The organism is Pseudoalteromonas sp. R3, from assembly GCF_004014715.1.
In the GTDB taxonomy this organism is placed as follows: domain Bacteria; phylum Pseudomonadota; class Gammaproteobacteria; order Enterobacterales; family Alteromonadaceae; genus Pseudoalteromonas.
On the sequence record NZ_CP034834.1, the window covers coordinates 968,059 to 992,628 of the forward strand.

Annotated in this window: 19 protein-coding genes and 1 tRNA gene; 13 read left to right on the forward strand and 7 right to left on the reverse strand. The window is 45.7% G+C overall.

Annotation, left to right across the window (positions count from 1 at the left end; genetic code table 11):
- Positions 1-83 precede the first annotated feature (83 nt).
- Together ELR70_RS03435 and ELR70_RS03440 are read right to left on the reverse strand one after the other, a co-directional pair.
- Entirely contained in the window at positions 84-1,925 is a 1,842-nt protein-coding gene (locus tag ELR70_RS03435; protein ID WP_054013656.1) for an ATP-binding protein, read from the reverse strand.
- A 2-nt stretch (positions 1,926-1,927) separates the two neighbouring features.
- Complete coding sequence (locus ELR70_RS03440) at positions 1,928-3,169, reverse strand: SIR2 family anti-phage-associated protein (protein ID WP_054013655.1); 1,242 nt, start codon at positions 3,167-3,169, stop codon at positions 1,928-1,930.
- Positions 3,170-3,655: 486 nt separating this feature from the next.
- On the opposite strand from ELR70_RS03440, the gene ELR70_RS03445 reads away from it, so the two are divergent.
- Positions 3,656-4,258 (forward strand): DUF6088 family protein, encoded by a 603-nt coding sequence (locus ELR70_RS03445; protein WP_054013654.1) that lies wholly within the window; start codon positions 3,656-3,658, stop codon positions 4,256-4,258.
- Between the two features lie 12 nt (positions 4,259-4,270).
- Complete coding sequence (locus tag ELR70_RS03450; protein ID WP_054013721.1) at positions 4,271-5,341, forward strand: nucleotidyl transferase AbiEii/AbiGii toxin family protein; 1,071 nt, start codon at positions 4,271-4,273, stop codon at positions 5,339-5,341.
- A 311-nt stretch (positions 5,342-5,652) separates the two neighbouring features.
- Here ELR70_RS03450 and ELR70_RS03455 read toward each other — a convergent pair whose 3' ends face one another.
- Positions 5,653-6,837, reverse strand: coding sequence for a cellulase family glycosylhydrolase (locus ELR70_RS03455; protein ID WP_054013653.1), 1,185 nt, complete (start codon positions 6,835-6,837; stop codon positions 5,653-5,655).
- Positions 6,838-7,171: 334 nt separating this feature from the next.
- Between ELR70_RS03455 and ELR70_RS03460 the strand changes: the two genes are divergently transcribed.
- From ELR70_RS03460 to ELR70_RS03475, 4 genes are all read left to right on the forward strand, one after another.
- A complete protein-coding gene (locus ELR70_RS03460; RefSeq protein ID WP_054013652.1) occupies positions 7,172-7,813 on the forward strand; it encodes a glutathione S-transferase family protein in 642 nt (213 codons plus the stop codon).
- A gap of 19 nt (positions 7,814-7,832) precedes the next feature.
- The gene (locus ELR70_RS03465; RefSeq protein ID WP_082353070.1) at positions 7,833-8,270 is read left to right on the forward strand and encodes a DUF2809 domain-containing protein; all 438 of its coding nucleotides are present in this window, start codon (positions 7,833-7,835) and stop codon (positions 8,268-8,270) included.
- Between the two features lie 273 nt (positions 8,271-8,543).
- A complete protein-coding gene (gene glf / locus ELR70_RS03470) occupies positions 8,544-9,662 on the forward strand; it encodes a UDP-galactopyranose mutase (protein WP_054013651.1) in 1,119 nt (372 codons plus the stop codon).
- Between the two features lie 4 nt (positions 9,663-9,666).
- Positions 9,667-10,689: a hypothetical protein gene (locus ELR70_RS03475; RefSeq protein ID WP_054013650.1), complete on the forward strand. Its 1,023-nt coding sequence runs from the start codon at positions 9,667-9,669 to the stop codon at positions 10,687-10,689.
- A 60-nt stretch (positions 10,690-10,749) separates the two neighbouring features.
- Here the strand turns inward: ELR70_RS03475 and ELR70_RS03480 are convergent, their stop codons facing one another.
- Together ELR70_RS03480 and ELR70_RS03485 are read right to left on the reverse strand one after the other, a co-directional pair.
- The gene (locus ELR70_RS03480) at positions 10,750-13,323 is read right to left on the reverse strand and encodes a reprolysin-like metallopeptidase (protein ID WP_054013649.1); all 2,574 of its coding nucleotides are present in this window, start codon (positions 13,321-13,323) and stop codon (positions 10,750-10,752) included.
- Between the two features lie 354 nt (positions 13,324-13,677).
- Entirely contained in the window at positions 13,678-14,073 is a 396-nt protein-coding gene (locus tag ELR70_RS03485; protein WP_054013648.1) for a hypothetical protein, read from the reverse strand.
- A gap of 540 nt (positions 14,074-14,613) precedes the next feature.
- Here ELR70_RS03485 and ELR70_RS03490 point away from each other — a divergent pair.
- The 4 genes from ELR70_RS03490 to ELR70_RS03505 all read left to right on the forward strand — a co-directional run bounded on the left by ELR70_RS03490 (position 14,614) and on the right by ELR70_RS03505 (position 19,703).
- Positions 14,614-15,375 (forward strand): transporter substrate-binding domain-containing protein, encoded by a 762-nt coding sequence (locus tag ELR70_RS03490; protein WP_054013647.1) that lies wholly within the window; start codon positions 14,614-14,616, stop codon positions 15,373-15,375.
- A gap of 335 nt (positions 15,376-15,710) precedes the next feature.
- Complete coding sequence (locus ELR70_RS03495) at positions 15,711-17,342, forward strand: trypsin-like serine protease (RefSeq protein ID WP_054013646.1); 1,632 nt, start codon at positions 15,711-15,713, stop codon at positions 17,340-17,342.
- Positions 17,343-17,400: 58 nt separating this feature from the next.
- Positions 17,401-18,615, forward strand: coding sequence for a hypothetical protein (locus ELR70_RS03500; protein ID WP_054013645.1), 1,215 nt, complete (start codon positions 17,401-17,403; stop codon positions 18,613-18,615).
- A gap of 65 nt (positions 18,616-18,680) precedes the next feature.
- A complete protein-coding gene (locus tag ELR70_RS03505) occupies positions 18,681-19,703 on the forward strand; it encodes a tetratricopeptide repeat protein (protein WP_054013644.1) in 1,023 nt (340 codons plus the stop codon).
- Between the two features lie 54 nt (positions 19,704-19,757).
- Here ELR70_RS03505 and ELR70_RS03510 read toward each other — a convergent pair whose 3' ends face one another.
- Positions 19,758-20,663 (reverse strand): LysR family transcriptional regulator, encoded by a 906-nt coding sequence (locus ELR70_RS03510; RefSeq protein ID WP_054013643.1) that lies wholly within the window; start codon positions 20,661-20,663, stop codon positions 19,758-19,760.
- A gap of 143 nt (positions 20,664-20,806) precedes the next feature.
- On the opposite strand from ELR70_RS03510, the gene ELR70_RS03515 reads away from it, so the two are divergent.
- The 3 genes from ELR70_RS03515 to ELR70_RS03525 all read left to right on the forward strand — a co-directional run bounded on the left by ELR70_RS03515 (position 20,807) and on the right by ELR70_RS03525 (position 21,995).
- Entirely contained in the window at positions 20,807-21,331 is a 525-nt protein-coding gene (locus ELR70_RS03515) for an NAD(P)H-dependent oxidoreductase (RefSeq protein WP_054013642.1), read from the forward strand.
- A gap of 156 nt (positions 21,332-21,487) precedes the next feature.
- Positions 21,488-21,563: transfer RNA gene (locus ELR70_RS03520), tRNA-Ala, on the forward strand.
- A 117-nt stretch (positions 21,564-21,680) separates the two neighbouring features.
- Positions 21,681-21,995 carry a cupin domain-containing protein gene (locus ELR70_RS03525; RefSeq protein ID WP_054013641.1) on the forward strand — a complete coding sequence of 105 codons (315 nt, stop codon included), beginning with the start codon at positions 21,681-21,683 and terminating at the stop codon, positions 21,993-21,995.
- On the opposite strand, the gene ELR70_RS03530 is transcribed toward ELR70_RS03525, so the two are convergent.
- On the reverse strand, positions 21,975-24,368 hold the full coding sequence (locus ELR70_RS03530) for an ATP-binding protein (RefSeq protein WP_054013640.1): 2,394 nt from the start codon (positions 24,366-24,368) through the stop codon (positions 21,975-21,977). The two genes, ELR70_RS03525 and ELR70_RS03530, sit on opposite strands and share 21 nt — an antisense overlap.
- Between the last annotated feature and the right edge of the window lie 202 nt (positions 24,369-24,570).

Genomic DNA, 24,570 nt, shown 5'->3' on the forward strand with positions numbered 1-24,570 from the left:
GAAAGACCGAGTGGCGGAGAGATGTATTTGCGATACATGAACTAATAAAGGGGACAAAACGCAAGATCAGGCTCCATTAATTGCTAGTTTACTTTGGGCCGTACTTGAGGAAGAGCAGGAACACTCCATGCTTCAGCAAAGTTAGCATCGGTTGAAGCTGGCCCTGGTACGGCTTCATCAATCGTCAGTCGAACTGGGATGTTAAATGCTGAACCAAAGCCAACAGCATCGCCTCTAGGTAAACCTGAAATTTCACTCAATACATTTTCGTTTCCATTCTCCATAGCATGCCTTAATGCATTGAGATCTCGCTCGTTGGTTAACCTCAATGAAACCCTGTTAGAGCACATGGCTAAAACGGTTGAGGACAATTCTGATGGTCTCTGTGTGCTAACAAGTAAGGAACAACCGAATTTACGACCTTCTTTGGCTAGCCTTTCATAGGCTTTTAGTTGGTTTGCATCCTCAGCATAAGGGTCTCTTAAGTATTGATGAGCCTCTTCCAACAACAACAGGGTTGGATAACTATTGTTTTGTCCTCGTTTGAAAAGCACTTCAGCGTACATTTCTAACAATGCACCTAAAACCAGTGGAGATAGGTCATCAGCTAGGCTCTTCAAGTTGATTATGTGTACGTTCCAGTCTTGTGGGCTTCCCTTAGGTTTACCAAATATATAGTCAACTTCCTCTTCAAGCGGCTTTTGCCAAGGTTCTGCCCAGTTAATTAATTGACCGCCTGAAGTATCTAATACCTCTATAAAGCGGGAGTCTTCTGACAACTGTTGAATAATTTTGATGAGCGGCAGAACATTTCCATAATTAAAAGCATTTCTCTCCGTCTTTCCCGCATTTCGGCTAGCGGCAACGCAGCCAAACTCTGCGACTAAGTTAGCTAATCCTCGGAAAGGTGGCCAATGTAGTTGCTGTCGCACATTCAGCTTTTGTAGGACACTAAGCCAAGAACCTAAAAAATCTTGGTTCAGGGGGTTACAGTCATCTACAAGGGAGAAGCTGTTTGTCATACCTGTAGCTGAATCATGCTGTTCTACAAGCATTTCAAATTGATTCAACGGGTTTGTTTTTATATAAGGCAACGAGCGTAGTGCATTTCTTAATGCTGGCAGCTGTGTTTTATCACTAGGTCGAAGCAGTTTGATTAAGCCAGCCCAACCTAGAGCTTGATAAGGTATACGATGATAGTTAACGTGCTCCTTGGAAAACAATCCATCAGACTCGACATTTTTGCCTATTCCTAAGACAGTTTGTTTCACATTTATTAAACCTTCAAACGCTTGAGCATACTCTCCGTTGACATCGAAGATTACTATTCTCGCACTAGGGAAGTTTTCTGCAATTTGTCTCGTTAGCAGCGCGTTAAAATTTGACTTGCCATAACCAGTACCTCCTAACACAGCTAAGTGCCTACTTAAAAGCCTGTTAATACCTGCTCTAATTTCTACGGTATGAGTTCTTGAGTCACTACCAAGCCTTAATGAGAATTTTTGTTCTTCTTCTGGTATTCCAAAAACGATTTTCAATAGTTCTTTGTCTAATGGAACCGCTTTAGCCCCTAATGGAGGGAGCATCCAATTCTCTGAAATAAAATGTAACTTATCTTTGGTCGATTTAATGTGGCCAATAGCATGACAAACTAATTGTCTTAGTGGTATATCTGATACATTCATCGTACCAAACTTTGTAGCGTGAGCTTTTTCAGGCTCAACAAAAGACATATCTGTAACACGTGCTATAACTAGATGCCTGCCAGCCTCAAACCCTATGAGATCTCCTGGTTGAGAAACTGAGTTTACACCTCCCCTATGTGAGGCAAGCTGTCCTTTGTGGCTATCCAAAAGGTTTACGCGAACTCTAGTTCCTTCAAGAGATACTACGTAGCCAATTTGGGATATATCACTATAAATCATAACTAATTCCCCGCATTGCCTGAGCTGATATCTCTAAGGGCTTCTGCAATTACAGTCGCGGCATCGTTTTTTGGAAATAAAACAGGTTTTGGAACTAGATCAACAAAATTGTCAAAGTATGCATCAACGCCGCCAATGATAGTGACTTGGTTCAACTGCATTTTCCTGATTTTATCAACACATTGCTGAGCTTGGCTTAAACCGTTTTCAAGCTGACAGTCAGCGCAAAGTTCGGCCAACTCTGGATAACAAATGACTATATGGAGAGAGGGGTTAAGTAGCGCACCAAGTATAATTCTATTAATGTGATAGTCCCCAAAACCATAGCCATTCACGAATAAGACAGTTTGAGGTTTAGTTAAAAACTCACTAAATCGACGAAACATTTCACCATACACAAAACCGATCGTATGATGGTATTTGTTGGCTCCTGGGTAAATCAGACGCTGGCTATTACTGAAACTACTAGTTTCTGTTAGCGGACGAATAAAATTTTGGTAAGCCTTCGATGAAGTGCACTCTATTACTTCGCCAGCTTCATCTTGATACCAAGTTAACGAACCATGCAGCTTGTATAAGTACATGTTGTAATGCCCAAAACGAGCTTCACCTACAGCATTTATATTACGGAAACCCAAATCGAAGGATTGGGGTTGGAAAGTTCTAGAATGTATACCTGAAAACCCATTTACTAAGTTAATCCCCGATTCTTCTGCTGACCACTCAATGGCTAAGTCGTAATTGGTTGTAAAGACAGATGGGGCTGATTGACCTGGCTGCCTGTTCGAAAGAAGTTTTTCTAACAAGTTTCTGTGCTTTTCGAATTTTTCACGTTTTCCAATATGAAGATTCTGAAAATCAGCGCCAACTAACAGAGCTGCTTTCGTTACTGAGCTATACAAACCAACCAAAATACTTTGGAGCGATGAAGAATCGCTTTGCCAGGTATCAAGTACATTTTTGTTTTTTAGTACTTCATCGATCAGAAGCTCAACATTGACTGAATCATTATCAATGTCTTCTTGGCTAATTAGTTTGTAAGTATCTCGCAGCAACGGTATCGCTTCTTCATTGGTTGCCTTAAAGTCCAACCAGATTTCTTTCATAACCATGCCGCCAGCGCTTTTGGATGACCCAGCTCCAAGTAATACACCTACATTTTCAAGTTGGCATAACGAGGACAAGTGGCTTTCTAAATCTCTACGATCTATTTCACTGCCACCCTGAAAAAACAATTCAGTCATATACTAGCATCCAAAAATCAAATTTGATGTGAATTGTAGCATATTTGGTCAGTAAGCTAATTTGAAGTCATATTCAGATTAACACTCACCTGAATAAAGTTCTGGACTAGCGGTACTGAGCATAGCATTGAGTTCATTTACTTTTGCCATACCCGTAGTAATTCATAAGTTACTAAATTAGAAAAATAACTAAACTCAGGTTTGTCCATAGGCTTGCTGATGGGGCATGAAACATCAAAATGCCCCTTTTCTACATAGCGCCTCTACATACTCACACCCGTTATATGGATTTCCCTAATAAATTTTTTATATTTTCTATTTGTGATAGCCACTCTCCCAAGAGAGTGACATGGACTTGTCGCGTACAGTGCGACAAATTCCCTGGATAGGTGCGCTGAGAATTGCTGACATTAGTGATGTGTAACTACCAGTTATATAAGGAATATGTTAAAATGACCTTATGTTAATCTGTCAGTAGAGTTTCCTATGTCTACTCAAGCTAAAATTGAAAACCGAATCAAGCACATACAAAAAGGGCTCCCTTTTTCAATAGACAGCTTTTATGAAGTAGGGAGTAAGGCTTCAGTGCAACAGTCATTTAGCCGCTTAGCAAAGAAAGGTGCTATAGCTCGCGTTGGAAGAGGAATCTATTGCAGACCAAAGCCATTAAAAAGCATCCCTTCCATCAAGACAGTGGCGAGTGCTGAAGATGTTGCGCACCTTTGGGCCCGTCAGAATCGCTACAAACTCCTAGCTCAAGGGCAAGAAGAAGCATATAAGCTCGGGCTTCAGACACAAGCTCCGATTATTAAGTTATTCTGGACTAATGGTCCAAGCCGAGAGTTTATAGTAGGTAAACAACGAGTAAAGGTGGTACACGTCAATAGCGAATTACTATCATGGGGAAACGCACCCGAAGGAAGGTTACTTCGTGCTTTGTCAGTGTTCAAAAATTATGAGCTACCAGCTGAAAAGTTAAGAATTGCTTTCTCAAGATTAAAAATTAGTAACTTAGAAGGTAAGCAACTACTTTGCAAACTAACTAATCGCTTTCACAACAATAACGTGTTGCCAAGTTTGAATTTATAGGAATGAATGGATATGGATATATTTGATTTCTATCGTGACAAGACAAAACGAAGCGATTTAAAGGATATTTTCAAAGATGCATCGCAAAAGCATCCTGATGGTCTTGGTGAAGTATTCATCGAGAAAGATATTTGGGTCACTGAGTTACTTAGGTTACTGTTCGATGAAGGGTTGTTGGAAGGGAAAGCTGTTGCGTTTAAAGGAGGCACAGCTTTATCCAAACGCTGGAAAGCTATCGAACGTTTCTCTGAAGACATCGACCTTTCTATTCATTGGCATGACATGCTAAATGGTGATAAGCCTGAAGCGGAAGCTTGGGCTGAAACAACGATGTCTAATAGTCAGAACAAAAAGTTTCGCGAAGCTCAAACTAAACGGCTAGAAGAGTGGACACTTGGTTTTTTTGAAAGATTAAAAGCTAGACTTGATGCGTATGGCATTGAAGGGTTACAGGCAAATTATCTTAACAGTGAGAAAGTAGAAGTTTATTATCCAATTGTTGCTGAACAAACAGGTAGTCACTATCACTTGGGGCCTGTTTTGCTGGAGTTTGGCGCTCGTAATCGAGGTAAGCCGACAGAACCAAGCCAGCTAACGACATACCTATCTGAAATCGAAGAATACGAAGAAGCTTTATCCTTGCCTGTTGCGGAGGATGTTTTGGTGTTTGACCCGAGTTACATAATTTGGGAGAAACTGACAGCATTACACCAATTTTGTACATCAGAGAAATCTCCAAAAGCAGCTCGCTTAGCAAGACATTGGTATGATGTCGATTGTATGATGTGCAAAGAGATTGTTGATCCGCTAGGTAACCATCAGGCTATAAATGATGTGGTGGAGATGAAATCCGCAAGATGGAGTGTAAAAGGAGTTGATTTTAGTCTCGCTTCAACAGGGAAACTATGCTTAATACCAGATGAACCTTTAAGAACAGAAATTGCTCAAGACTTTGTTGAAATGGTAGAAGGTGGTATGTATTTTGGCAAGCCAGATGATTTTTCTACCATACTAGATCGCCTAAGTAGTACTGAGAAAATGATAAACGAGTCGCTATTCCTTCTAAGTAATACCAAAACTTAAATAAATTTGTGGCACTTTCTTTAGCAAATGAGCTACTAAATTGATTTAGTGCAATGGATGGGTGAGTTTGGACACTAAATTAAAGGTTTTCCTATACTAAAAGTAATCCGTTAAATGCTAATTTAGCAAAATCTATAACTCATTTCTGTCCAAAAAAAGTCAGAGCGGTCGTCCGTTGTTCGCCCATTACTGCCTGTAAGGTGAAGTCTAAACTCCCTTATCTAGGCTGTAAGATCAGGTATGGGCTATTGCAGTTTAGCTGAACCCTCCAAAAGAGCGCTGTCTGCTAAATCACAGACAGCGTCATATTGCTATCTTCCTTCTTCTATCCAGCCCTTGACCCAGGTGCCTGCCTCTTTAAGCTGGCTGTCGACAAAATTCTGAGTGTTACATGTTCCCTTTTTCCATACTGCGCCACTGCGAAAATCATCGGAATAGTTCCAGTTGGTCCAGCTGATCTTTTTGCGCTTCATCAGGTCTATGTACTTTTGTGAGCTGACGGGGTCGTTCGGGCCGTCACCATCGTAGTTTTGAGTGCCCCATTCACTGACAAAAACCGGCAACACATCGGATGCCTGATCTAACACGGAGCGGTGATAGTCTTTATGTGATGCCGCGTAAAAGTGGAAAGTGTACATGATGTTGTCGAATGGCACTGGATCATTAATTACATCCTGTACGCTCCCTCCAGTTGAAGCGCCAAAGGTTGACCAACCATGCGTCCCTATCAGGATCAGTGCATCGGGCTGAATGGCGCGGATCACCGGGATTATTTGCTCACTGTAATGGCGAACCTCAGGCCAGCTGACGTCATTGGGCTCATTGGCGATATCGTAAATCACATTATTCCGGTTTTTGTTGGCACTGACGATGTCGGTGAAGAACTGCTTGGCCAGCGCCAGGTTATAGTTAGGGTCGCCCGGGTTGAGTTGATGCCAGTCAACCAGTACATATAAGCCGCGCTGGCTGGCCATATCAATCAGGGTATTCATTTGCTGAGTGAATCCAACCGGGTCAGTTTCATAGCCGCCTTCTTGTACGTACAAGCTGAGGCGCACGATATCTGCCTGCCAGTCTTGTGCCAGTACATCCAGTGAGGCATCGGTCAGGCACTTATTAAGCCCATACCATTGCAGACCATGACTGCTCATGCCACGCAGCTGGATCTTTTCTTGCTGTTCACTACACAGTCCGGTCCCACAGACGCTCAGCTTGCCATATCGTTCAACGGGCGTAACGCGATTACCCGTATCACAGCGGCCGAGATATTGCCAGGCAGAGCTGGTGCCCGGCTCTGAGCGGGTCCACCAGTTTGCACGATAGAGCTTGTTCTGATGCTGCATTTTGTCGTTGGTATTGGCATGGCTGGGGTTGCCTTGCCAGTCTGTTTGCGTCCAGTCTGGGTAGGTGTTAACGCCCTGACAGCTTGCTGCATGTGCCTGGCTGAATGCCAAGCCCGCTGTGAGTGAAACTGCGATCAAATGTCGATAATTCATAATAGTGCTCCTTTACATGTTGTGGGCCTGTTGGGATTTTCCATGCAGTCTAAAATTGCTGCAGGTATTAAATCGTCAACGGACCTTATCCAACATAACCGAGATTGACAGCACTGAGATTAGACTTTGGTCTAGGTTTGATCGTTAAGTATTGCAATTAGATAGATGTGTGTTAATTGGCCACCCTATACTCAGCGCTATCGGCAATCTGAGCATTGGTCCCGTGGCAGAATCAGCAAGGCGATGTTTTGACATTAATTGATGGACCTCTATAGGGTATGGCTATAATCTTATATCCTCCTCGCTGAAAAAATTAAATCAAAAAGGGAATGTCGTGAAGTTATATGGTCGTACTACCTCATTTAATGTTCAAAAAGTGCTCTGGCTTCTTGATGAGTTAGAGTTGGAATATACACATTTTGAGCTTGGCGGTCGCTTCGGCGGCTTGGATGAACCTGCTTTTACTCAGCACAATCCGATGAAAAAAGTGCCGGTACTCATTGATAAAGACAAGGTTGTCTGGGAGTCGCATACCATATTGCGCTATCTGGCAGCCAGTTATGGAGCAGAGACCTGGTATCCAGCGTGTCCGTATCAACGCTCCCTGTACGAGCGCTGGATGGACTGGTCGCAATGTGTATTGCAACCCGCTTTTATGGCGACCTTCTGGGGGTACTACAGAAAGCCTCCAGAAAGGCGCGATATGATTGCCGTGGAGCAGGCACTGAATACTTGTCGCGAATGTTTGAATATTCTTGAATCGCAGCTGACAGACAGCAACTATTTGACAGGTGACACGCTGAACCTGGCTGATGTCACCGCAGGCGCTGTGCTTTACAGACTGACGTCACAAGGGCTCCACATTGAGCTGCCTCAGCGAGTGAGTAGGTGGTATAAAGTCCTTCAACAGCGCGCCGGTTATCAGAAGTGGGTCATGAGTGATTTTACTGAGTTAAAGGCCCGAGAAGACTATTAAAGACAATGGGGTGGTGCGGATGTACAGATATCGAGTGGAGCAGGCAGTGAACCGGGTCATTATTAAGCGCAATATTGCGCTATATATCAGCCTTTTCTTGATGACGATTCTTCTGGGGCTTCTTTCTCGTGCTTCATTTGTTGAGTTGCCCAGCCTGCTTGCACTTTATGCAGGAGATGTATTGTGGGCCATGATGGTGTTCTGGTTATTCTGCTGTGTTCAGCCCGCGGCGCGCACCCGAGTCATTGTCTGCCTGGCTTTAGCATTTTCTTTTTCCATTGAATTCTCGCAGCTATATCAGGCGCAATGGCTCAATGATATCCGCCATACCCGATTTGGTGCTCTGGTGCTGGGTTTCGGCTTTAAACTCAGTGATCTGGTGTGTTACTCGGTGGGCATTTTTAGTGCTGCGGGCTTGGATTGGTGGTGCTTTCGCAGGCAAGTACCAGCGACCTGAAACTAAGCCGCTTTTCCTGCTTAAGGTTTGCTAATTAACGGACTGATACTGCCCGAGCGCTCGGGTTTTCTGTACCGTTACGGTGACTGATAGTCACAAATGGTAATCTGCTTATGCTGATGAAAGTAAAGGCAGATTAAAAGTTGCCACATTGTGCTTATATCGGCATGAATTTTGGATTTTCCTCTTTCTCATTTAATCATTTCTTCACTTTTTCTGATATAGTTTTGCGCTTACGATAGAGCCAAGACCGATTCAAAAAGGCAAATTTAAATGAATGAAGCTCAATATGACTACCTGATTGTTGGTGCAGGCCTGTTTGGTGCTGTATTTGCAAGAGAAGCAACTGATCAGGGTAAGAAAGTTCTGGTGATTGATAAGCGTGATCACACTGGCGGAAACATCTACTGCGAACAGGTAGAAGGGATCAATGTACATAAGTATGGTGCGCATATCTTTCATACCAGTAACCAGCAGGTATGGGATTATGTTAATCGTTTTGTGTCGTTTAATCATTACGTCAACTCGCCTGTCGCAAGACACGAAGATAAGCTCTATAACCTGCCTTTTAATATGAACACGTTTTACCAGTTGTGGGGTGTAACCACGCCACAGCAGGCAAAAGAAAAAATTGCTCAGGAGCGTGCGCCTTATGCCGGTTTGTCGCCTAAAAACCTGGAAGAGCAGGCGTTGTTTTTAGGCGGTCGTGACCTCTATGAAAAACTGATCAAAGGCTATACAGAAAAGCAATGGGGCCGCCCGGCAACGGAGATACCTGCTTTTATTATTAAGCGACTTCCTTTTAGGTTCACATTCGACAACAACTATTTCAACGACCGCTATCAGGGGATCCCGATTGGGGGCTACAATGCTCTGACTGATGCGCTGCTAGATGGGGTCGAAGTTAAAACGGGTGTTAATTACTTTGAAGATGCCGAGAAATATAACCAAATGGCAGATAAAGTGCTGTACACAGGTAAAATTGATGAGTTCTTTGCGTGTCAGTTTGGCAAACTAGAATATCGTAGTTTGCATTTCGAAACAGAAGTACTGGACGAAGAAAACTACCAGGGCAATGCAGTAGTCAACTACACTGAGCGCGACGTGCCTTACACGCGTATTCTGGAGCACAAGCACTTTGAATTTGGTGCTCAGGAAAAAACCGTTGTTACCAAAGAATATCCGCATGAGTTCAGCAAAGACAATGAACCTTACTACCCAATCAACGACGAAACCAATAATGCCCTGTTAGCTCGTTATCAGGAACTGGCAAAGACTGCGCCTTATGCAGACAAGTTTATTTTCGGTGGTCGTCTTGCTGATTACAAATATTATGATATGGATGACACCATTGAGGCGGCATTAGCCTTAACCAGTAAGGAATTGGCATAACATCATGAGTCGCAAAGTTTATATCGCAAGAAACTATCGTTCTAAGTTTGATGCCGCAGGTAAAGCCAAGATGGATTGCGAAACCATCCTGGAGAACAATGGTTGGCAAAACATTGGTTTCAAACAAACCTGGATTGCAAATTCGGTGCTGGGTACCTTGATCAGTGCGCTGGGTGTCAGCTGGGCCTTGTTAAGGCTGAAATCGGGTAGTACCGTGTGCCTTCAGTATCCGTTTAACAAGTTCTATGGCTATTGTTTGTGGGGCGCTAAGCTTAAAAACAGCAAAGTGCTAACGCTGGTACACGATGTGCGCAGCCTCAAAGGTAAGTATGGTCACTCTGAAAAAGAGATCAATATGCTCAATAAATCGGATCAGCTGATTGTGCATAACGACAAGATGCGTGCCTGGTTTGAAGAGCAGAATATTCAGGGCGAGATCACCAATATCGAAGCATTTGATTATCTGCATACGGATAATCCGAATGCTCAGCGCACACCTACTGACTATGACAAAATCCGCGTAGTTTTTGCCGGTAATATGGGGCCGTTTGTCTATGAACTGGATGCCCTGGAGCGTGGTAACTTTAAGTTCGATCTGTACGGTGTTGGTTATGATGAGAAGAAAGTTAAAAACATCAACAATACCATGCTGGACTACAAGGGATGTTTCCCATCAGATAAAGTGATCGATCATATTGATGGAGACTTTGGTCTGGTTTGGTATGGCAACACACTGGATACCTGTGACGGTGTGACGGGTCAGTACCTTAAGTACAATAACCCGCATAAACTGTCGCTGTATTTGCTGTGTGAAATGCCGATCATCATCTGGGATAAAGCGGCTATGGCCGATTTTGTGGAAGAGCAAGGGATAGGCTTCAAAGTGAGTTCACTGCGTGACATTAAAACCCGTCTTGCAGAGCTGACGCCGGAGCAAATTGACCAGATGAAGCAAAATGTGCAGAGAGTTAAAGCGGATGTACAGTCCGGGCAATATCTAACGCGTGCCCTGGAAAGGCTGTCCTAAGCAGGGCTTGCTCATATGAATAATGGCCAGAGCATTTTATGCTGCTGGCCATTTCTTTGATTAACGGCGGCGCCTTCTGCCGAATAATAACAGGGCACTTAGTATCGCCCAGGGGCCGAATGAGCCTGAATCGTCATCGTCTTTGTCACCCCCGCCGTTGTCCGGATTGGGGTTGTCTTTTACTGTCACCGTAACGGTCGCAAAATCGCTGCCACCTTGTCCATCCTCAATATCGTATCGGAAGGTCTCGGCGCCTGAAAAACCGACAGCCGGGGTATATACCAAGGCATTGCCACTGATAGTCACCTGACCTTTACCCCGATAGTCGACTTTGCTGATCTTCAGCGCATCGCCATCCACATCCTGGTCGTTGTCCAGTACTGCCAGCGAATTATTCTTAGAATCAAAGTCAAGGGTATAGGTATCGTTTTGCGCTTCAGGTGCATCGTTGACAGGTGTTACCGTGACCTTGAGTGCAAATGACGCGCTGACTAACGAACCACTGGAGACTGTTACTGGCACATTCAGTTCGCCATGAAAATTGCTCGCTGGCGTAATGGTTGTACCCGTTACCAGATAGTTTTGCCCGCCGGATAAAGTGAGGGTATCTAATGTCATAGCCCGGGCTAATATCAGGTCGTCGGGTTTTATTTGTATGCTGCTGTCTTCTGTGAGGCTCAGGGGCTTCTGTCCTGTGATCACAGGTGCAACATCGCCAGATGAGTCGGCATTGACGCTAAAGTTGCCCGTATTGACCGCAAAAAAGATATTGTCGTGGCATTTTACCTGAATTCGCGCCTGCTCAGTGCTGATGTTGCTAAGCTTTACCTCAGACTGGCCAGAGTTGGGAATACGTGTGGCCAGTTCAATGTCAAATGTCTTACCGCCGTCTTTGGAAAGCAATATATCGACATTTTCACAGGAAACGGGCACACGCTCAGTACCTGCTGTGTGCCACTTTACCAGTTGCGTATTACCGCGCCACTGACTTGAGCTGTCAGGTAAGGTGACGGCAAAGCCTTGTTCATTGCCAACTACAGAAACTTGCATTGCGTCATCACCGACACCTCCCTGACCATCTCTGACAACCAGGCGAAAGTCGAGTTTGCGGGTTGTGGTTGCATAGGCTTCGCCAAAGCTCGGCTGGCCAGACAGTATGTCTGCCATTTTTGGCAATGTGCGTTGTGGTGCGCTGTGCGGATTAAAGGCTCTGAACAGAGGACGTTTACCATCATCAACACTGTCGTCTGCTTTACTGGCTGACGCTCCGCCCAGGTTAAACTGTTGCCAGCTGTAGCTGAGTGTGTCCTGTGTGTTGCTTGTTGCGCTGCCGGTGAGGGTAAAGGATGTGCGGGCCGGAATGGTGTAGTCGGCACCCGCGTTCACTTCGGGGCGTGAATTGCCGCGCTCCGTATGCACACCACAGCTTTTACCTGATGAGATCCTGGCGTAACGATTCATCTGATCCAGAGAGTGAATATGGAAATAGGGGTCTGAATTGGGCTGGAGATCTTGTTCGTCGCAAATGCCGGTATAGCCCATAATGGTAGAGCCACTACCAGGTTCATAGGCACTGTTTTCAGCCCGATTACCACCGCATGCACCGGCTTCGCCATTGAAGGTATGATCTGCGCCCAACTGGTGACCTATCTCATGGGCAACATAATCTATATGAAAGGCATCGTTGGTCGGCGCTTCGCTACCTGTTATTCCCTCGGCCTTCAGTTCAGTACAGACCACTTCGAACCCAGCAAGACCGCCACCGCCCGTGCCTACCAGGTGGCCTATGTCATAGTTGTCTGCACCAATTCGGGTATTAATTTGTTCACTGATCTTATCAATATCCTCATCCGTGTTAGCAAATGGATCTGTATCGGGGTCGAGAAAAAGCAACTTGTCATTGTCTGCAACCAGCTCAAACTTAATGGCCAGGTCGCGTTCATAAACATCATTGATACGGTTGAGCATAGTGACCACGGCAGCCAGCGTTTTTTCTTTGCTGCCGCCATGAAAGCGAGCGTATTCGCCAGTTGTAGCAACGGCTATGCGGTAAGTGATCTGTGTGTTTGGTATGGCTTGTGGTGTGTTGTTCAGGGCGGCTTGTTCGAGCAGATTGCGCTGATGCAAGTCACTCTTGTGTTTTCTGGGTGCGTGCTGTTTGAACGTTTTTTTGTTCAGAGCCTGACTGTTGTCATGATAGCTGCGGTAATGGTGTTCGCCCGATTGGGGTTGAGGGTCCAGATACACCTGCTGCCCCTTATGGTTAAAGACACCATAGAAGCCGTGTGGTCCGAAATCGAAACGACCAGAATGGGCCGGATTACCTTTCTCATGTCCACGGAAAGTTTTAATCCCCGGATACTTACCAGCCAGTTCCGGTGCCATAACCTGACTTGGTCTTATAATAAACTCAACCAGTTCACCGTTGGGTAAAGGGAGCATCAGCTCAATCGTCTGTGCTTGAGTGAGCTTTTCAAGCTGCGATGAAAGTGCATGATGATCCAACTGATAGTGACGCTGGGCGCTTTGTGTCTTTGTCCGCTGCTGATCCAGAGTGTGCCACATAGCGGGTGAGGCCAATACCGAAGTACACATAAATTGTGACAAGGCCAGTGCAATAAGGTGTTTTTTCATAATTGTATCCCATTGATATGCTTCAATAGAACTGTAACTTGTTGCATGGAGTTGCTGGGTATCAGATTGTCTGGCTTTTGTAACAGTGCCGATACATAGTGAACTGCGCTACCCGTTTTCTTGCTGGTTAATCTGAAAGGGTGCATCAGAGTAGAAACTGCTTGGCGCAGGTACTGGGGTTTTTTAACGTTTGGCGCGGCAGGGATATTAACTAAACGAATTTGATGGAAAAATACAGGACTGAGAGCGAAGGCTGCTTTTCGTGTTGAAAAGCAGCCCGTTAAGTCATTGGAGCGAATAGTGATACTGAGTTATCAGCTAAGTTAACTTACTCCAAATTAATATCGGTTGAGTTTAGTAAACAGTTACATAGTTCACGTTGACTGCGCCTTCGTGGAACAGCTGGTTGAACTGGTGGTAGTCTACGTCAATCTTGACCATGGCATAGTCTGTTTCCAGTGAGTAATCTCCGCCTACTGAACGAGAGTAAGTGCATTCAGTTTGTGCGTAGAAGTAAACGGGCGAAGCGGGTTGTACAAAGTAGTTGATCACATGCTGATTACACCCTTGCAGACGGTATCCTGATTCCAGTAGTTGAGCTTTAATCTCCTGATACTGACGGCCATATTCAATCACTTCGTCAACACTGGCATATCCCGCTCTGACAGGTGTGTGCTCCGCTGGTGCGACTGCGGCAATTGCTGTTGTGCTTGCAAGTGATAGTAATGTAACAAGTAACGCGTTTTTCATGGTTAAATTTCCTTTTTGATAGATATAAATCAACCCGTTTCCTGTGCGTCATTCGCTCATACGCACAATGAAACAGCCTGATACAAGTCACTATAGTCAGGCAGGCATCTGTTTTTATCTTGCCCTACCACAGCTGTAGAAAATCAATGGGGGGTGCCCCTGTGTCTTTCTTAGGACCAATGTTGGTACATTATCATGAAACTTATGTTTCGATAAATAGACGAATTAAAGAAAGTTTTATTTATATAATTTTATTTTAGTGCAAAAATCATTCAATTTAACCTTGATTATTGACTTTAATAGTTTGTATGTGTGTACTTACTTATGGTGTAGGTTCGCTTAATGAATATTTTCATATTTAAACTTGGTTTGCCTTATGCAAATAACTTCAATACCCAATGTTTGTATTACATTTTATTTATAAAATTTTGCCTAAGCGCGTTGCTTAACTAAGCTTAAGATCTGTATAACCGCAAAATTAAACGTCTACTTATATGCTTATTTCTAAACCTTTGGGTTTGCTCGTTTGAGCACGTTATAATGCGTGAAAAACCCCTAAAGCTTGTGCGCTGCGTGTTAGTGGTGCTGGTCTTATTGTCGGCAAGTGTCCAGGCTGAGCGTTTCTCCGTTCTGGTCTATCATGGTGCAAACCCACCTTATAATTATCTCGAAAAGGGAGAGCAGGCAGGGATCTTTAAAGATATTTTTGATCGAATCGGCGAATTAACCGGCCATGAGTTTGAGTTCGTTCTGCTATCCGTTGCCCGGGGACATAAATCATTTGAATCTGGTGAAATTGATATTGAACCAGGAGTGAACCCTAGCTGGCGGCAAAGCTCCAGAGTGCCTGGTATTTACAGTATTGATTATGCCTTCTCCCGCGAGGTTGTATTAGGCCGTAAAGAGGCGAGCCTTACACAACAACCCAAGTCATTTTATGGCAAGGTTATGGGGCGCGTGCGAGGCTATCGCTATGGATCATTTGAGCGGCATTTTGGCCCCGGAAAAATTGCGGTATATGACAATATCTCGGAAAGAGAATTGTTAGTTCAGTTGGCACATACCCGCCTTGATTATATCATGATCGGCGATGTTACTGCCGCTTACTACATCGCAAACTACCCTGCTTATGGTGGGTTTAAGGAAGTCTATGAAATAAGCAAACTACCTGTGTCTATGCGTATTCAACCAAAAAGGGCAGAACTAAAAAGAGAAATTGATCAGGCATTAAGGCACATGCTTGAACAAGGTGATATAACTCAGATTTACCACAAATACGGTATTACTATGCCTCCTCTTTGACTCACGTCTGCCCGCCAAAGATTGCAGCTCCTGGTTTGCTTAGCTATTTCTGAGAGGTTTTTCTTTCAGTTAAGGGCGGTTTAAGTGCTTGTAAATTAAAACGTTCCAAAACTTTTAACTGTCATTTCGAAGAAATTATTGTGCAATCTATTCTACGTAACACTGTAAAATTCTTGTTACATTTAAGTGTTTAAAATACAAACTAATGATCCTTCAGTAACTAAATTTTCCACTGGTCGTGCCAGTTGTTTTTTTCATCATGATTATTGATTTTTATGTGTATCTCAGATTATTTCTAGATTGCTTTTTGAGCAATAACCTTACAAGGATACAACATGAAAATTACAATTTTGGCCGCAGCAGTCATGTCACTGTCAGCGGGCTATGTCTCTGCAAATACGCAACAATCGGGCTTAACTGATATTACTCCATCTGTCGTTGGAGGAATTGAAACCCCAGCTTATTCAAGACCATACCAGGTTGCTTTGTTGATGAATGGGCGTCAGGGATGTGGTGGTACGTTGTTGAGCGAAAACTGGGTGCTTACTGCTGCACATTGTTTAGATAATGCTTCTACGGCTAGCCTGACGGTACGTGTTGGTGCCCATTCAATCAGTCGTGGAGATGGTGACACCCTGAGAGTATCTCAGATTATCATGCATGAGAATTGGCGCGGTGCGAACGGGATCCGCTCGGGCTATGATATTGCTGTATTACGCTTGGCTACTCCGGCGGCAAGCAAGTATACCCCAGCTAAACTCCCTACTCAGTCCATTGCCGATCAGTATGCCGGCATTGGTGATTATCCAACGGTTTCTGGTTGGGGGCTGACCTCAAACCGTGGCCGTCCGAGTGATGTGCTTCGCGAAGCGCAGCTGCCAGTGATTTCTAATGCCAGCTGCAGTAGCCAGCTGAACTTTAATATCCCGGGCTCAGTTATTTGTGGCGGAGGTGAAGGCGGTCGTTCAGCGTGTAACGGCGACAGCGGTGGTCCTTATGCTGTGCGTGTCGGGAATGATTTCTACAGTATCGGTACTGTCAGCTGGGGTATTGCTTGCTCAGGTGCGACTGCGTTCACCAGAACGACCAGTTATCTCAACTGGATCGAGCAAAAAACTGGCCTTACACCGGATAACCCGACAGATGCCAAACCGGTTGCTGATTTCAGCTCATCGGTATCAGGTATGACGGTGAGCTTTGCCAACCGCGCAACCGATGACAACGGGATCACAGCGTATGACTGGAACTTCGGTGATGGTAACCGTTCCAACGCTGCTAACCCAAGCCATACTTACGCGGCAGATGGCGATTACAATGTTACTTTAACTGTGACAGATACTGCACAGCAGACAGCCAGCGTATCGAAAGTCGTCTCTGTTGGTGAGCCACCGGTATGCGATGTTGAAGCATGGGACCGTTCAGTGTCATACGCGTTAGGCGATAAGGTATCTTATCAGGGCAGCATCTACGAGGCTATCTGGTGGTCTGCGGGTGCACAGCCCGATTTGTATCCTAATGTCTGGAAGAAGTTAGATAACTGCAACGGGACGGGCGATCCTGCTCCTGTGGCTGGCTTTACTGTAGCTCAGTCAGGCCTGACAGTCATCCTGACGAATACCAGTACTGACAACGGCCAGATAGTGTCTAGCCAGTGGCAATTTGGGGATGGTCAGAGTGCGACTCAACCTTCTGTGACTCATACTTATGGCGCAGCAGGACGCTACACCATTCGTCTGACTGTAACCGATGATCAGGGCCAAAGCAGTACTTTGGCTAAAGAAGTGGTTGTTGGTGGGGACGATAATTGTCAGGGCCTGCCTGCCTGGGATGCGAGCAAGGTATACAACACTGGCGACCGAGTCGCTAAAAACGGCGTAGTGTACGAGGCGCAATGGTGGGTGCAGGGTGAAGATCCGGCTCAGTCAGGTCCTTGGGGTCCATGGAAATCTGTAGGCAGCTGTAACTAGTCGCTTTTTTACTCAGTCCTAGGTAATCTATCAAAAATGAGACGTAAATTAGAAGACCATGGGACTGAGTAACCAGGCACACAGTGAACTACGCAGATTAGGTGAGCGCGTCAAAAAAGTGCTCACCGCTATCATGCGGGCATTACCCCCACAAGCACAGACCATTGGCGGTTTTGCTCGCCACATAGGGTGTCACCGTTCAACCAGTCAGCGTTTATTTAATGCCAACAAAGCCAAGTCTGGTGAGCAAGTACTTTACCATTTACCCGGGCTCCAGGCTTTGAATGCGCTGGGCAGTCAGCTACAAGGGCACATTCCTGATAATTTGGTAGTTCAGTGGTGTCAGGTCAGTCAGCGTTTTGCTGCTACCATGCCTCAGTACGCCAGAAGTCATGCCGAACTAAAACGCTTACTGGCAGGTGATCAAGAGAACAAAGCGAACACACCGGGTGGCAATGTGTCAGGTCAGGATAAGCGTGCCCAACTCTACTATGCAGCCAAATCGTTGCTGGGTATGAGCATGGATGAAATCTTTTGCGCTTATGTATTAACCCGTGGACGAGGTCGGGAAGGGTTTTTACAAGAAGTGGCTATGATCAGCAAATCGCAAGTGATGCGAGAAACCGGCGCAGCGCCTTTTGTGCAGTTTTACACCCATCCTCACAGCGATGATTTCATCGCGCCGCTGGACATTAATGTGCATAGCCGGGTCGACGCCAAGCGATTTAGTATTGGTATAGCGCAAGAGTTATCGACACCTGGTTTACTGAACGCTTTTGCCAGCTACTCTCCTGGAAACAGCGGGTTGGTGTTTGATCCTATCCCAGGCCATGAACACTTTGATGCAACATTCATTTTCAATAATCCGGATGAACTGGTTGACCCTTTGAGTCATGCCAGCAAATGCAGCTCCACCAGTATTTCAATTAAAAACCCGGCCAAAAAATTGCGGTTACTGGTATTGATCGAAAAACAGTTAGATCGCCACAGCTGTGTCAATGTCGGCTGTTATCACGGTAATCAGAAAGTAGAGGAAGGTAAGCTCAGTGTCGAAGATATGTGGACTGAGCGATTACCAGAATTTCCGGAGCTGCGTTTAATTGATTTAGCTGCGGGTGCTCAGGCCTTGCATGGCGATGCTACGCAACAGCAAAAGCTTGATTACTTGTTCCGTTACGCAGCGCTGGACCCCACTAACTATAGCTGTTATTTGATGGAAGTTGATTACCCTATTTGGTCGACCACGTATCGCATTTACTTCGAGCACCAGTGAGTGACTTTGAACAATGTTGCCGCGCAATCTATAGTTTCAGGAGGTAGGTAATCGCGGATCTGACGATGTTGAAAGCAATTATAGGGCTGTGGATGATGCTGGTACCGCTGACTATATGGGCTGCGACACCGTCACAGATCATAGACAAACTGCAAGAAGCAGAAGACTACCTGACTGTTGACCCAGCCACGACTCTTTCATTACTCGAGCAGATTGACCAGGCAGAAGACCTGCCCACTTCTTTGTTTTTACGCTGGCATCTGATCCGTTTACGAGCAGCCGTACCGACCCATCAAATGGAGTTGATGGAGTATTCGCTGGAGGCCATTTTTACGCATCATAGCCACCCCTACTTTATCGAAAAATTGCCCACGGCCATGAGTGCACTGGGGATCTGGTTACGCCGTCATGACTATCTGAATGATGCCAGGCTTAGTCTGGAGTGTGCCTACCAACATGCGCAGTCAGATCAGCAGAGGCTGATCCTGACAAACAGCCTGGCGCTGGTGTCGCGTCAATTGGGTGATTATGAACACGCCCGTCGTCTGTATGGAAGGGCAAACAGTATTGCCGATAAAGCGGGTATTACCTCTAAAAATGGCATCATCGCCAATAATTTGGGGATTATTGCGCTGGAACTCGGCAATGTGGCTGAGGCAGAGCGCCAGTTTCGCAAAGCACTGGCCAGTTATCAAGAGATAGATAAGCGCTCCGGGCAGATCTCAGCGGGGGTCAATTTACTGTTCGCCTTTATTATTCAGGAACAACTGTTGAACTATCAGCGCTTGTACGGACCTACATCCAGGCTAACCGAATCTTTCCCTAATGAGACCAAGCAAGCAATGCTACTGTGGGTCAATGCTCGCTTTATGCAGCTGGAAGGTTACCCCGTTAGTCAGCAGACTAAAGCCGGTCTCAAGCTGGCATATATGCAGCTTCAGGATGATAATGTTCGAAGGCTGGTCTTTCAGCATCTGGCAAAACCGCTGGGCGTTGATGTTCAGCTACCCAAACCTGTGATAGTCAGACAATTCGAACGCAGTTGGTACAAAGCAGTCAAAACCTGTGACTGGCCAAAAGCCAGTTAGTATTCTGTGGCGTATTTGTAGCCCACGCCATACACCGACTCAATGAGACTTTTATTAGGCGCGTATTTTGTCAAAATGTGCCGATAACAGGTCGATAAAATGTCGCACCTTGGGAGAGAGGTGGCGGCGACTTGGATAAACCACATAGACGTTGACGTCTGGCTGCGGGAAGTCAGGGAACAGGGGCACCAGTTGCTGTTGCGCCAGTAAGGTGTCGACATAAAAGGCGGGCAGGCGTGCAATACCGATCCCGTCGCGTGCCATCGCGGTTTGCATATGACCATTGTTACACAAGATCCGTTGTCGAACCTCAACATGAAAAATACCGCCCTGCTTATCTTTAAACTCCCAGCGGTCCGGCGTTTTGAGATTGCTATAGCAAATACTATGATGCTTTTGCAGCTCCTTTGGATGATGTGGTTGCCCGAAACGATCGAGGTATTGCGGGCTGGCAACAATGTATGTTTTGCAATGATAAACCCGTTTGCAGATCAGACTGGATTCTTCCAGTTGCGGGGTTGCCCGTACAGCCAAGTCGTAGCCGTCAGCAATGACGTCAACGGCTTTGTCTTCCAGATCCCACTCCAGTGAAACATTCGGGTAGCGGTTCAGATACTCAGCTAATACCGGTTGTAAATAATCGGCGCTAAAAGCCACCGGACAGGTGATCTTAAGGGTGCCCCTTGGAATATCGTCGGTCACATTCAGGCGTTGTTGTGCTGCCTGAGCATCCTGGATCAGTTGGGCACAGTTTTGGTAATACGATTCTCCTTCTGGCGTCAGTGCCAGAGTTCGTGTGGTTCTGTTCAACAATCTAACACCCAGACGTTCTTCCAGCTTGGCAATCACTTTGCTGACATGTGACGGAGAGTGCCCCAGCTTCTGGGCTGTAGCAATAAAGCTTTTGTTTTCGACGACCTCGGCAAAGATCTCAATGCCCTCAAAAAGATTGTTATTCATTTGGAAATAGTTACTTTACTTTTACCATATTAATTATTATTAAAACCTAATATACACTGGTTGTCATCAGCTTGAGGTGAATACAAATTAAGTCATCACCCTAAGTAAACACCATTTTTGATTTATTTTGAGAGGGTAATACCATGAAAGTTTTAGTATTTGCAGCCAGTAACAGCCGTCAGTCAATTAACCAGCAATTAGCCAGCTATGCGGCTTCATTGATCCCCAATGCTGAGGTAGAAGTACTTGACCTGAATGAGTATGAAATGCCGATTTACAGCATTGAGCGTGAAACTGAGGGCGGCATTCCAGACGAAGCGCAGCGTTTTTACGCAAAGATTGGAGCCGCGGATGCGATTATTGTGTCATTTGCTGAACACAATGGCAGCTATTCAGCCGCCTATAAGAACCTGTTTGACTGGACTTCTCGCATCGATATGAAGGTATATCAGAATACACCTATGCTCATGATGGCAACATCACCGGGCCCTGGTGGTGCTCAAAGTGTGCTGGGAGCCGCGGTGGCTTCTGCGCCTTATTTCGCTGCGGATGTTAAAGCGAGCCTGTCAGTGCCAAGTTTCTTCGATAACTTTGACCTCGAAGCGGGTGAGCTGACTAACCCTGATATCAAACAAGCGCTGGAAGCGGCACTTAAATTGCTCCACTAAACGGTGCAAAGTAACAAGGTAAATTTTCAGCAGGCACGTGTATCAACGTACATGTGCCTGTTCGATTTTTACCCTAACGGATTCATTACTATAAAAAAGTGACTTTTGGGGGTTTTCAAAGGTAGAAAAATCTTCTAGTATCTTTGTCGTCGATTTGGGGCTATAGCTCAGCTGGGAGAGCGCTTGCATGGCATGCAAGAGGTCGGCGGTTCGATCCCGCCTAGCTCCACCAAATCTCTTTTCTGCTATCCTTTTCTCATTCGTTCTTGTTTACTCCTGGACTCTCTGCTTTAGAATTTATCCTCAATACGTGAAACTTTCCGTGTGATATTCAATTGATGGGTGAATAATGAACAACTTACTCTCTAACCTTCCCGCTGATCTCAGCGAAGAAGTATTTCAGACGTTACTGTCCCATGACCAGCTCAGGATTGAGCGCATTGTCTCTCAAGGGCATACTTCGCCACCGCAAGGCTGGTACGATCAGGATGAACATGAATGGGTGTTGGTTTTACAAGGGACAGGTGAACTGACGTTTGAGGATGGTCGGGTGACACGTCTGTCAGCCGGAGACTATTTGAATATTCCCGCACATTGTAAGCATAAAGTCAGCTGGACCGATCCCCAGCAGGAAACGGTCTGGTTAGCCATTTTTTACCGCTAACCATTTGTCCAGCACAGATTTGAGTTGCTCCAGCGCAATGGGTTTACTGATGTAATCGTCCATCCCCGCAGCGAAACAAGCTTCGATGTCTTTGATAAGGACATTGGCAGTCAACGCGATAATCGTCAGCTGCATGTGCTGAGGCATACCACGAATGGCCTTGGTAGCTTCTATGCCATCCATATTGGGCATGTGCATGTCCATCAGAACCAAATCATAGTGTTCTTTCTCGAGCTGTTGTAAAGCCTGTTCTCCATCAGTGACTATGGTGACACTCAAACCCAGTTTCTCTAAAATGGCCTTAGTCACAACCTGGTTTACTGCATTGTCCTCCGCCAGCAGAATATGGCCATGTAGCTCTCCAAATGTAACCTGATCGCTGTCCTCAGAATAGATCAGGCAGCAGGGCGCCACAGGCCAGTTAAAGTCAAACTCGCTGCCTTCTCCTTGTACTGACTGGCAATTAAGATGACCCCCACATAATTCAATGATCTGCTGACAGATACACAGGCCCAGGCCGGAGCCGCCATAGCGCCGGGTGGTACTTTCATCTTCCTGATAGAAAGGATTAAAGATGTGGGGAAGTTTTTCCTCGGCAATCCCAATGCCACTGTCAGAGACGGCAAACCTGAGCATTACTTGCTCCATATCACCGATATTCTGAATTTCTAGCCGAATAAAGCCTTCATGGGTAAACTTAATGGCGTTGTTCAGCAGGTTAAGCAGTACTTGTTGTAGCCGATGTTTGTCACTGACGACCTCTTTTGGCACGGTGTCACCAATAACCAGTTGAAAACGCAGCCGCTTTTCTATGACTTTTTCGCTAAACAATTGTTCCAGGTGATGCAAAACAGCGTACAAATCAAAAGGCTCAAAATACAGTGATACTTCACCCTGATCGAGTTTAGAAATATCGAGAATATCATTGAGCAGGGTAAGCAGATTTTGTCCTGATTCGTTGGCAACCCGGATAAGGGTTTGTTGCTCTTCACTGAAGTTGTTCTGTTGATTGAGCAGCTGCAGGGTGCCCAGAATACCATTCATGGGTGTACGTATCTCGTGGCTCATATTGGCCAGGAAACGACTTTTTGCGCTGGCGGCTTCTTCTGCTGCAAGCTTGGCCAGCTCCAGTGCCTGGGTGCGCTCTTCGACTCTATGTTCCAGCTCTGACTCTCGCTGATACACTTTGTCGCGCATCTGTGCGAATGCACGGCTGAGTTTAGCCATTTCATCTTTGCCACGGGTCGACAGTGACACGCTAAAATTACCCTGTGTTAAAGCTTGTGCGGCCTTGGTCAGCTTAGCGATAGGCTGATAAATACCGTATGAAAAGCGCCACACGACCAGCAACGAAATGACCACTGCAAACCCAAGAATAATCAGCAATTGCTGACGCAATGCATATACAGGTGCAAAGACAACATGCTCGGGTAAGGTCAGCGCAATGCTGTAACCTGCGGATTTTACCGGTGCATAAAAAATATAAGACCTGGGTTCAGTGGCGGTTTTGTCCAACTGAGCATAGCCATTAAAACCCGCAATCATTTTCAGGCCAATTTCTTGTAGTTGTGGGTTGGCTTCTTCGGTGACCTTTAAACGAATAGCAATCTTTTCGCCAATGTCATTCACGACAAACTTGCCCTGCTCACGTTTTAGCTGAATTATTTTGTCTGGCAGCCAGTGATACATATAAATGCCTTCCTTAGACACCAGCATAAAACGTGCATTGTCATAAAACTGATGGACAACCTGCTGTGATACCTCCTGAACCAGGCGATCTATTTCTCGCCAGGGAATGCTGCCACCAAGCAGGCCCGCTACTTTGCCGTCGTTTGCGAGTATCGTTGCGGCGACCACTATCTGCTTGACTCCCGTGGTGTAAGAGATCATGGGTTCAGAAACATAGATTTCAGCGCTTTGATTAACGTTACGGCCAATGGTTTCCTGCCAGTAATCGCGGCGGGTAATGGTTCTCTTGCGGGCTTGCGGCGAAGTGTCATCAAATGTTCTGAGCATATTCTGAAAAGGGTTGCCGCCCTCGGTATTGTGAAAGCTCCCGTCGGGGCGCCCGAGAATGAACTTTTCATAGGTTTGCTGGTGGAATGTTTTTTCGCCTGCCAAAATGGGGGCTATCTGAGTGAAGTCCATGGTTTTAAAGGTGGGCTGGCGCGCCAGCGCAGCAACCTCGCTCTTGCGTTTAGCAAAGTAGCGGTCGAAAATCGCGGCTGCGTTGTAGACTTTTGCCTGGGCTGCGGAAATGCTCAGACGCTTTGCCTGCTCGGTACTGTGTAACATAGCCAACGAAAAAATCACCAGCATGGGAGCCAGTGCGGTTAAACCCAGTATGACTGTCAGGCGCGTTTTTAATTGCATAGGGTTGATTAAAAAGCTTCTTATCTCACAAGTTTAGACAAAATTTGGCATTGCACCTCCCGTTGTCAGAATTTTATTGTTGTGCCTGCTCGGTCCTGCTGGACTTTTTATAGGTGCATACAAGCCTGCGTTAGCTGCGACTGAGATCACGGTTTCTTTATTCCATATCAAGTCAGGTATCGTTAATAAGTGCTACCTTAGC

Bases quoted from the DNA above. Each gene is read 5' to 3' on its own strand.
- ELR70_RS03500 (WP_054013645.1), top strand. From the start codon at position 17,401: ATGGGACTGAGTAACCAGGCACACAGTGAACTACGCAGATTAGGTGAG.
- ELR70_RS03435 (WP_054013656.1), bottom strand. From the start codon at position 1,925: ATGATTTATAGTGATATATCCCAAATTGGCTACGTAGTATCTCTTGAA.
- ELR70_RS03530 (WP_054013640.1), bottom strand. From the start codon at position 24,368: ATGCAATTAAAAACGCGCCTGACAGTCATACTGGGTTTAACCGCACTG.
- ELR70_RS03485 (WP_054013648.1), bottom strand. From the start codon at position 14,073: ATGAAAAACGCGTTACTTGTTACATTACTATCACTTGCAAGCACAACA.
- ELR70_RS03515 (WP_054013642.1), top strand. From the start codon at position 20,807: ATGAAAGTTTTAGTATTTGCAGCCAGTAACAGCCGTCAGTCAATTAAC.
- ELR70_RS03495 (WP_054013646.1), top strand. From the start codon at position 15,711: ATGAAAATTACAATTTTGGCCGCAGCAGTCATGTCACTGTCAGCGGGC.
- ELR70_RS03525 (WP_054013641.1), top strand. From the start codon at position 21,681: ATGAACAACTTACTCTCTAACCTTCCCGCTGATCTCAGCGAAGAAGTA.
- ELR70_RS03440 (WP_054013655.1), bottom strand. From the start codon at position 3,169: ATGACTGAATTGTTTTTTCAGGGTGGCAGTGAAATAGATCGTAGAGAT.
- ELR70_RS03490 (WP_054013647.1), top strand. From the start codon at position 14,614: ATGCGTGAAAAACCCCTAAAGCTTGTGCGCTGCGTGTTAGTGGTGCTG.
- ELR70_RS03475 (WP_054013650.1), top strand. From the start codon at position 9,667: ATGAGTCGCAAAGTTTATATCGCAAGAAACTATCGTTCTAAGTTTGAT.
- ELR70_RS03480 (WP_054013649.1), bottom strand. From the start codon at position 13,323: ATGAAAAAACACCTTATTGCACTGGCCTTGTCACAATTTATGTGTACT.
- ELR70_RS03445 (WP_054013654.1), top strand. From the start codon at position 3,656: ATGTCTACTCAAGCTAAAATTGAAAACCGAATCAAGCACATACAAAAA.
- ELR70_RS03510 (WP_054013643.1), bottom strand. From the start codon at position 20,663: ATGAATAACAATCTTTTTGAGGGCATTGAGATCTTTGCCGAGGTCGTC.
- ELR70_RS03450 (WP_054013721.1), top strand. From the start codon at position 4,271: ATGGATATATTTGATTTCTATCGTGACAAGACAAAACGAAGCGATTTA.
- ELR70_RS03465 (WP_082353070.1), top strand. From the start codon at position 7,833: ATGTACAGATATCGAGTGGAGCAGGCAGTGAACCGGGTCATTATTAAG.
- ELR70_RS03455 (WP_054013653.1), bottom strand. From the start codon at position 6,837: ATGAATTATCGACATTTGATCGCAGTTTCACTCACAGCGGGCTTGGCA.
- ELR70_RS03505 (WP_054013644.1), top strand. From the start codon at position 18,681: ATGTTGAAAGCAATTATAGGGCTGTGGATGATGCTGGTACCGCTGACT.
- glf (WP_054013651.1), top strand. From the start codon at position 8,544: ATGAATGAAGCTCAATATGACTACCTGATTGTTGGTGCAGGCCTGTTT.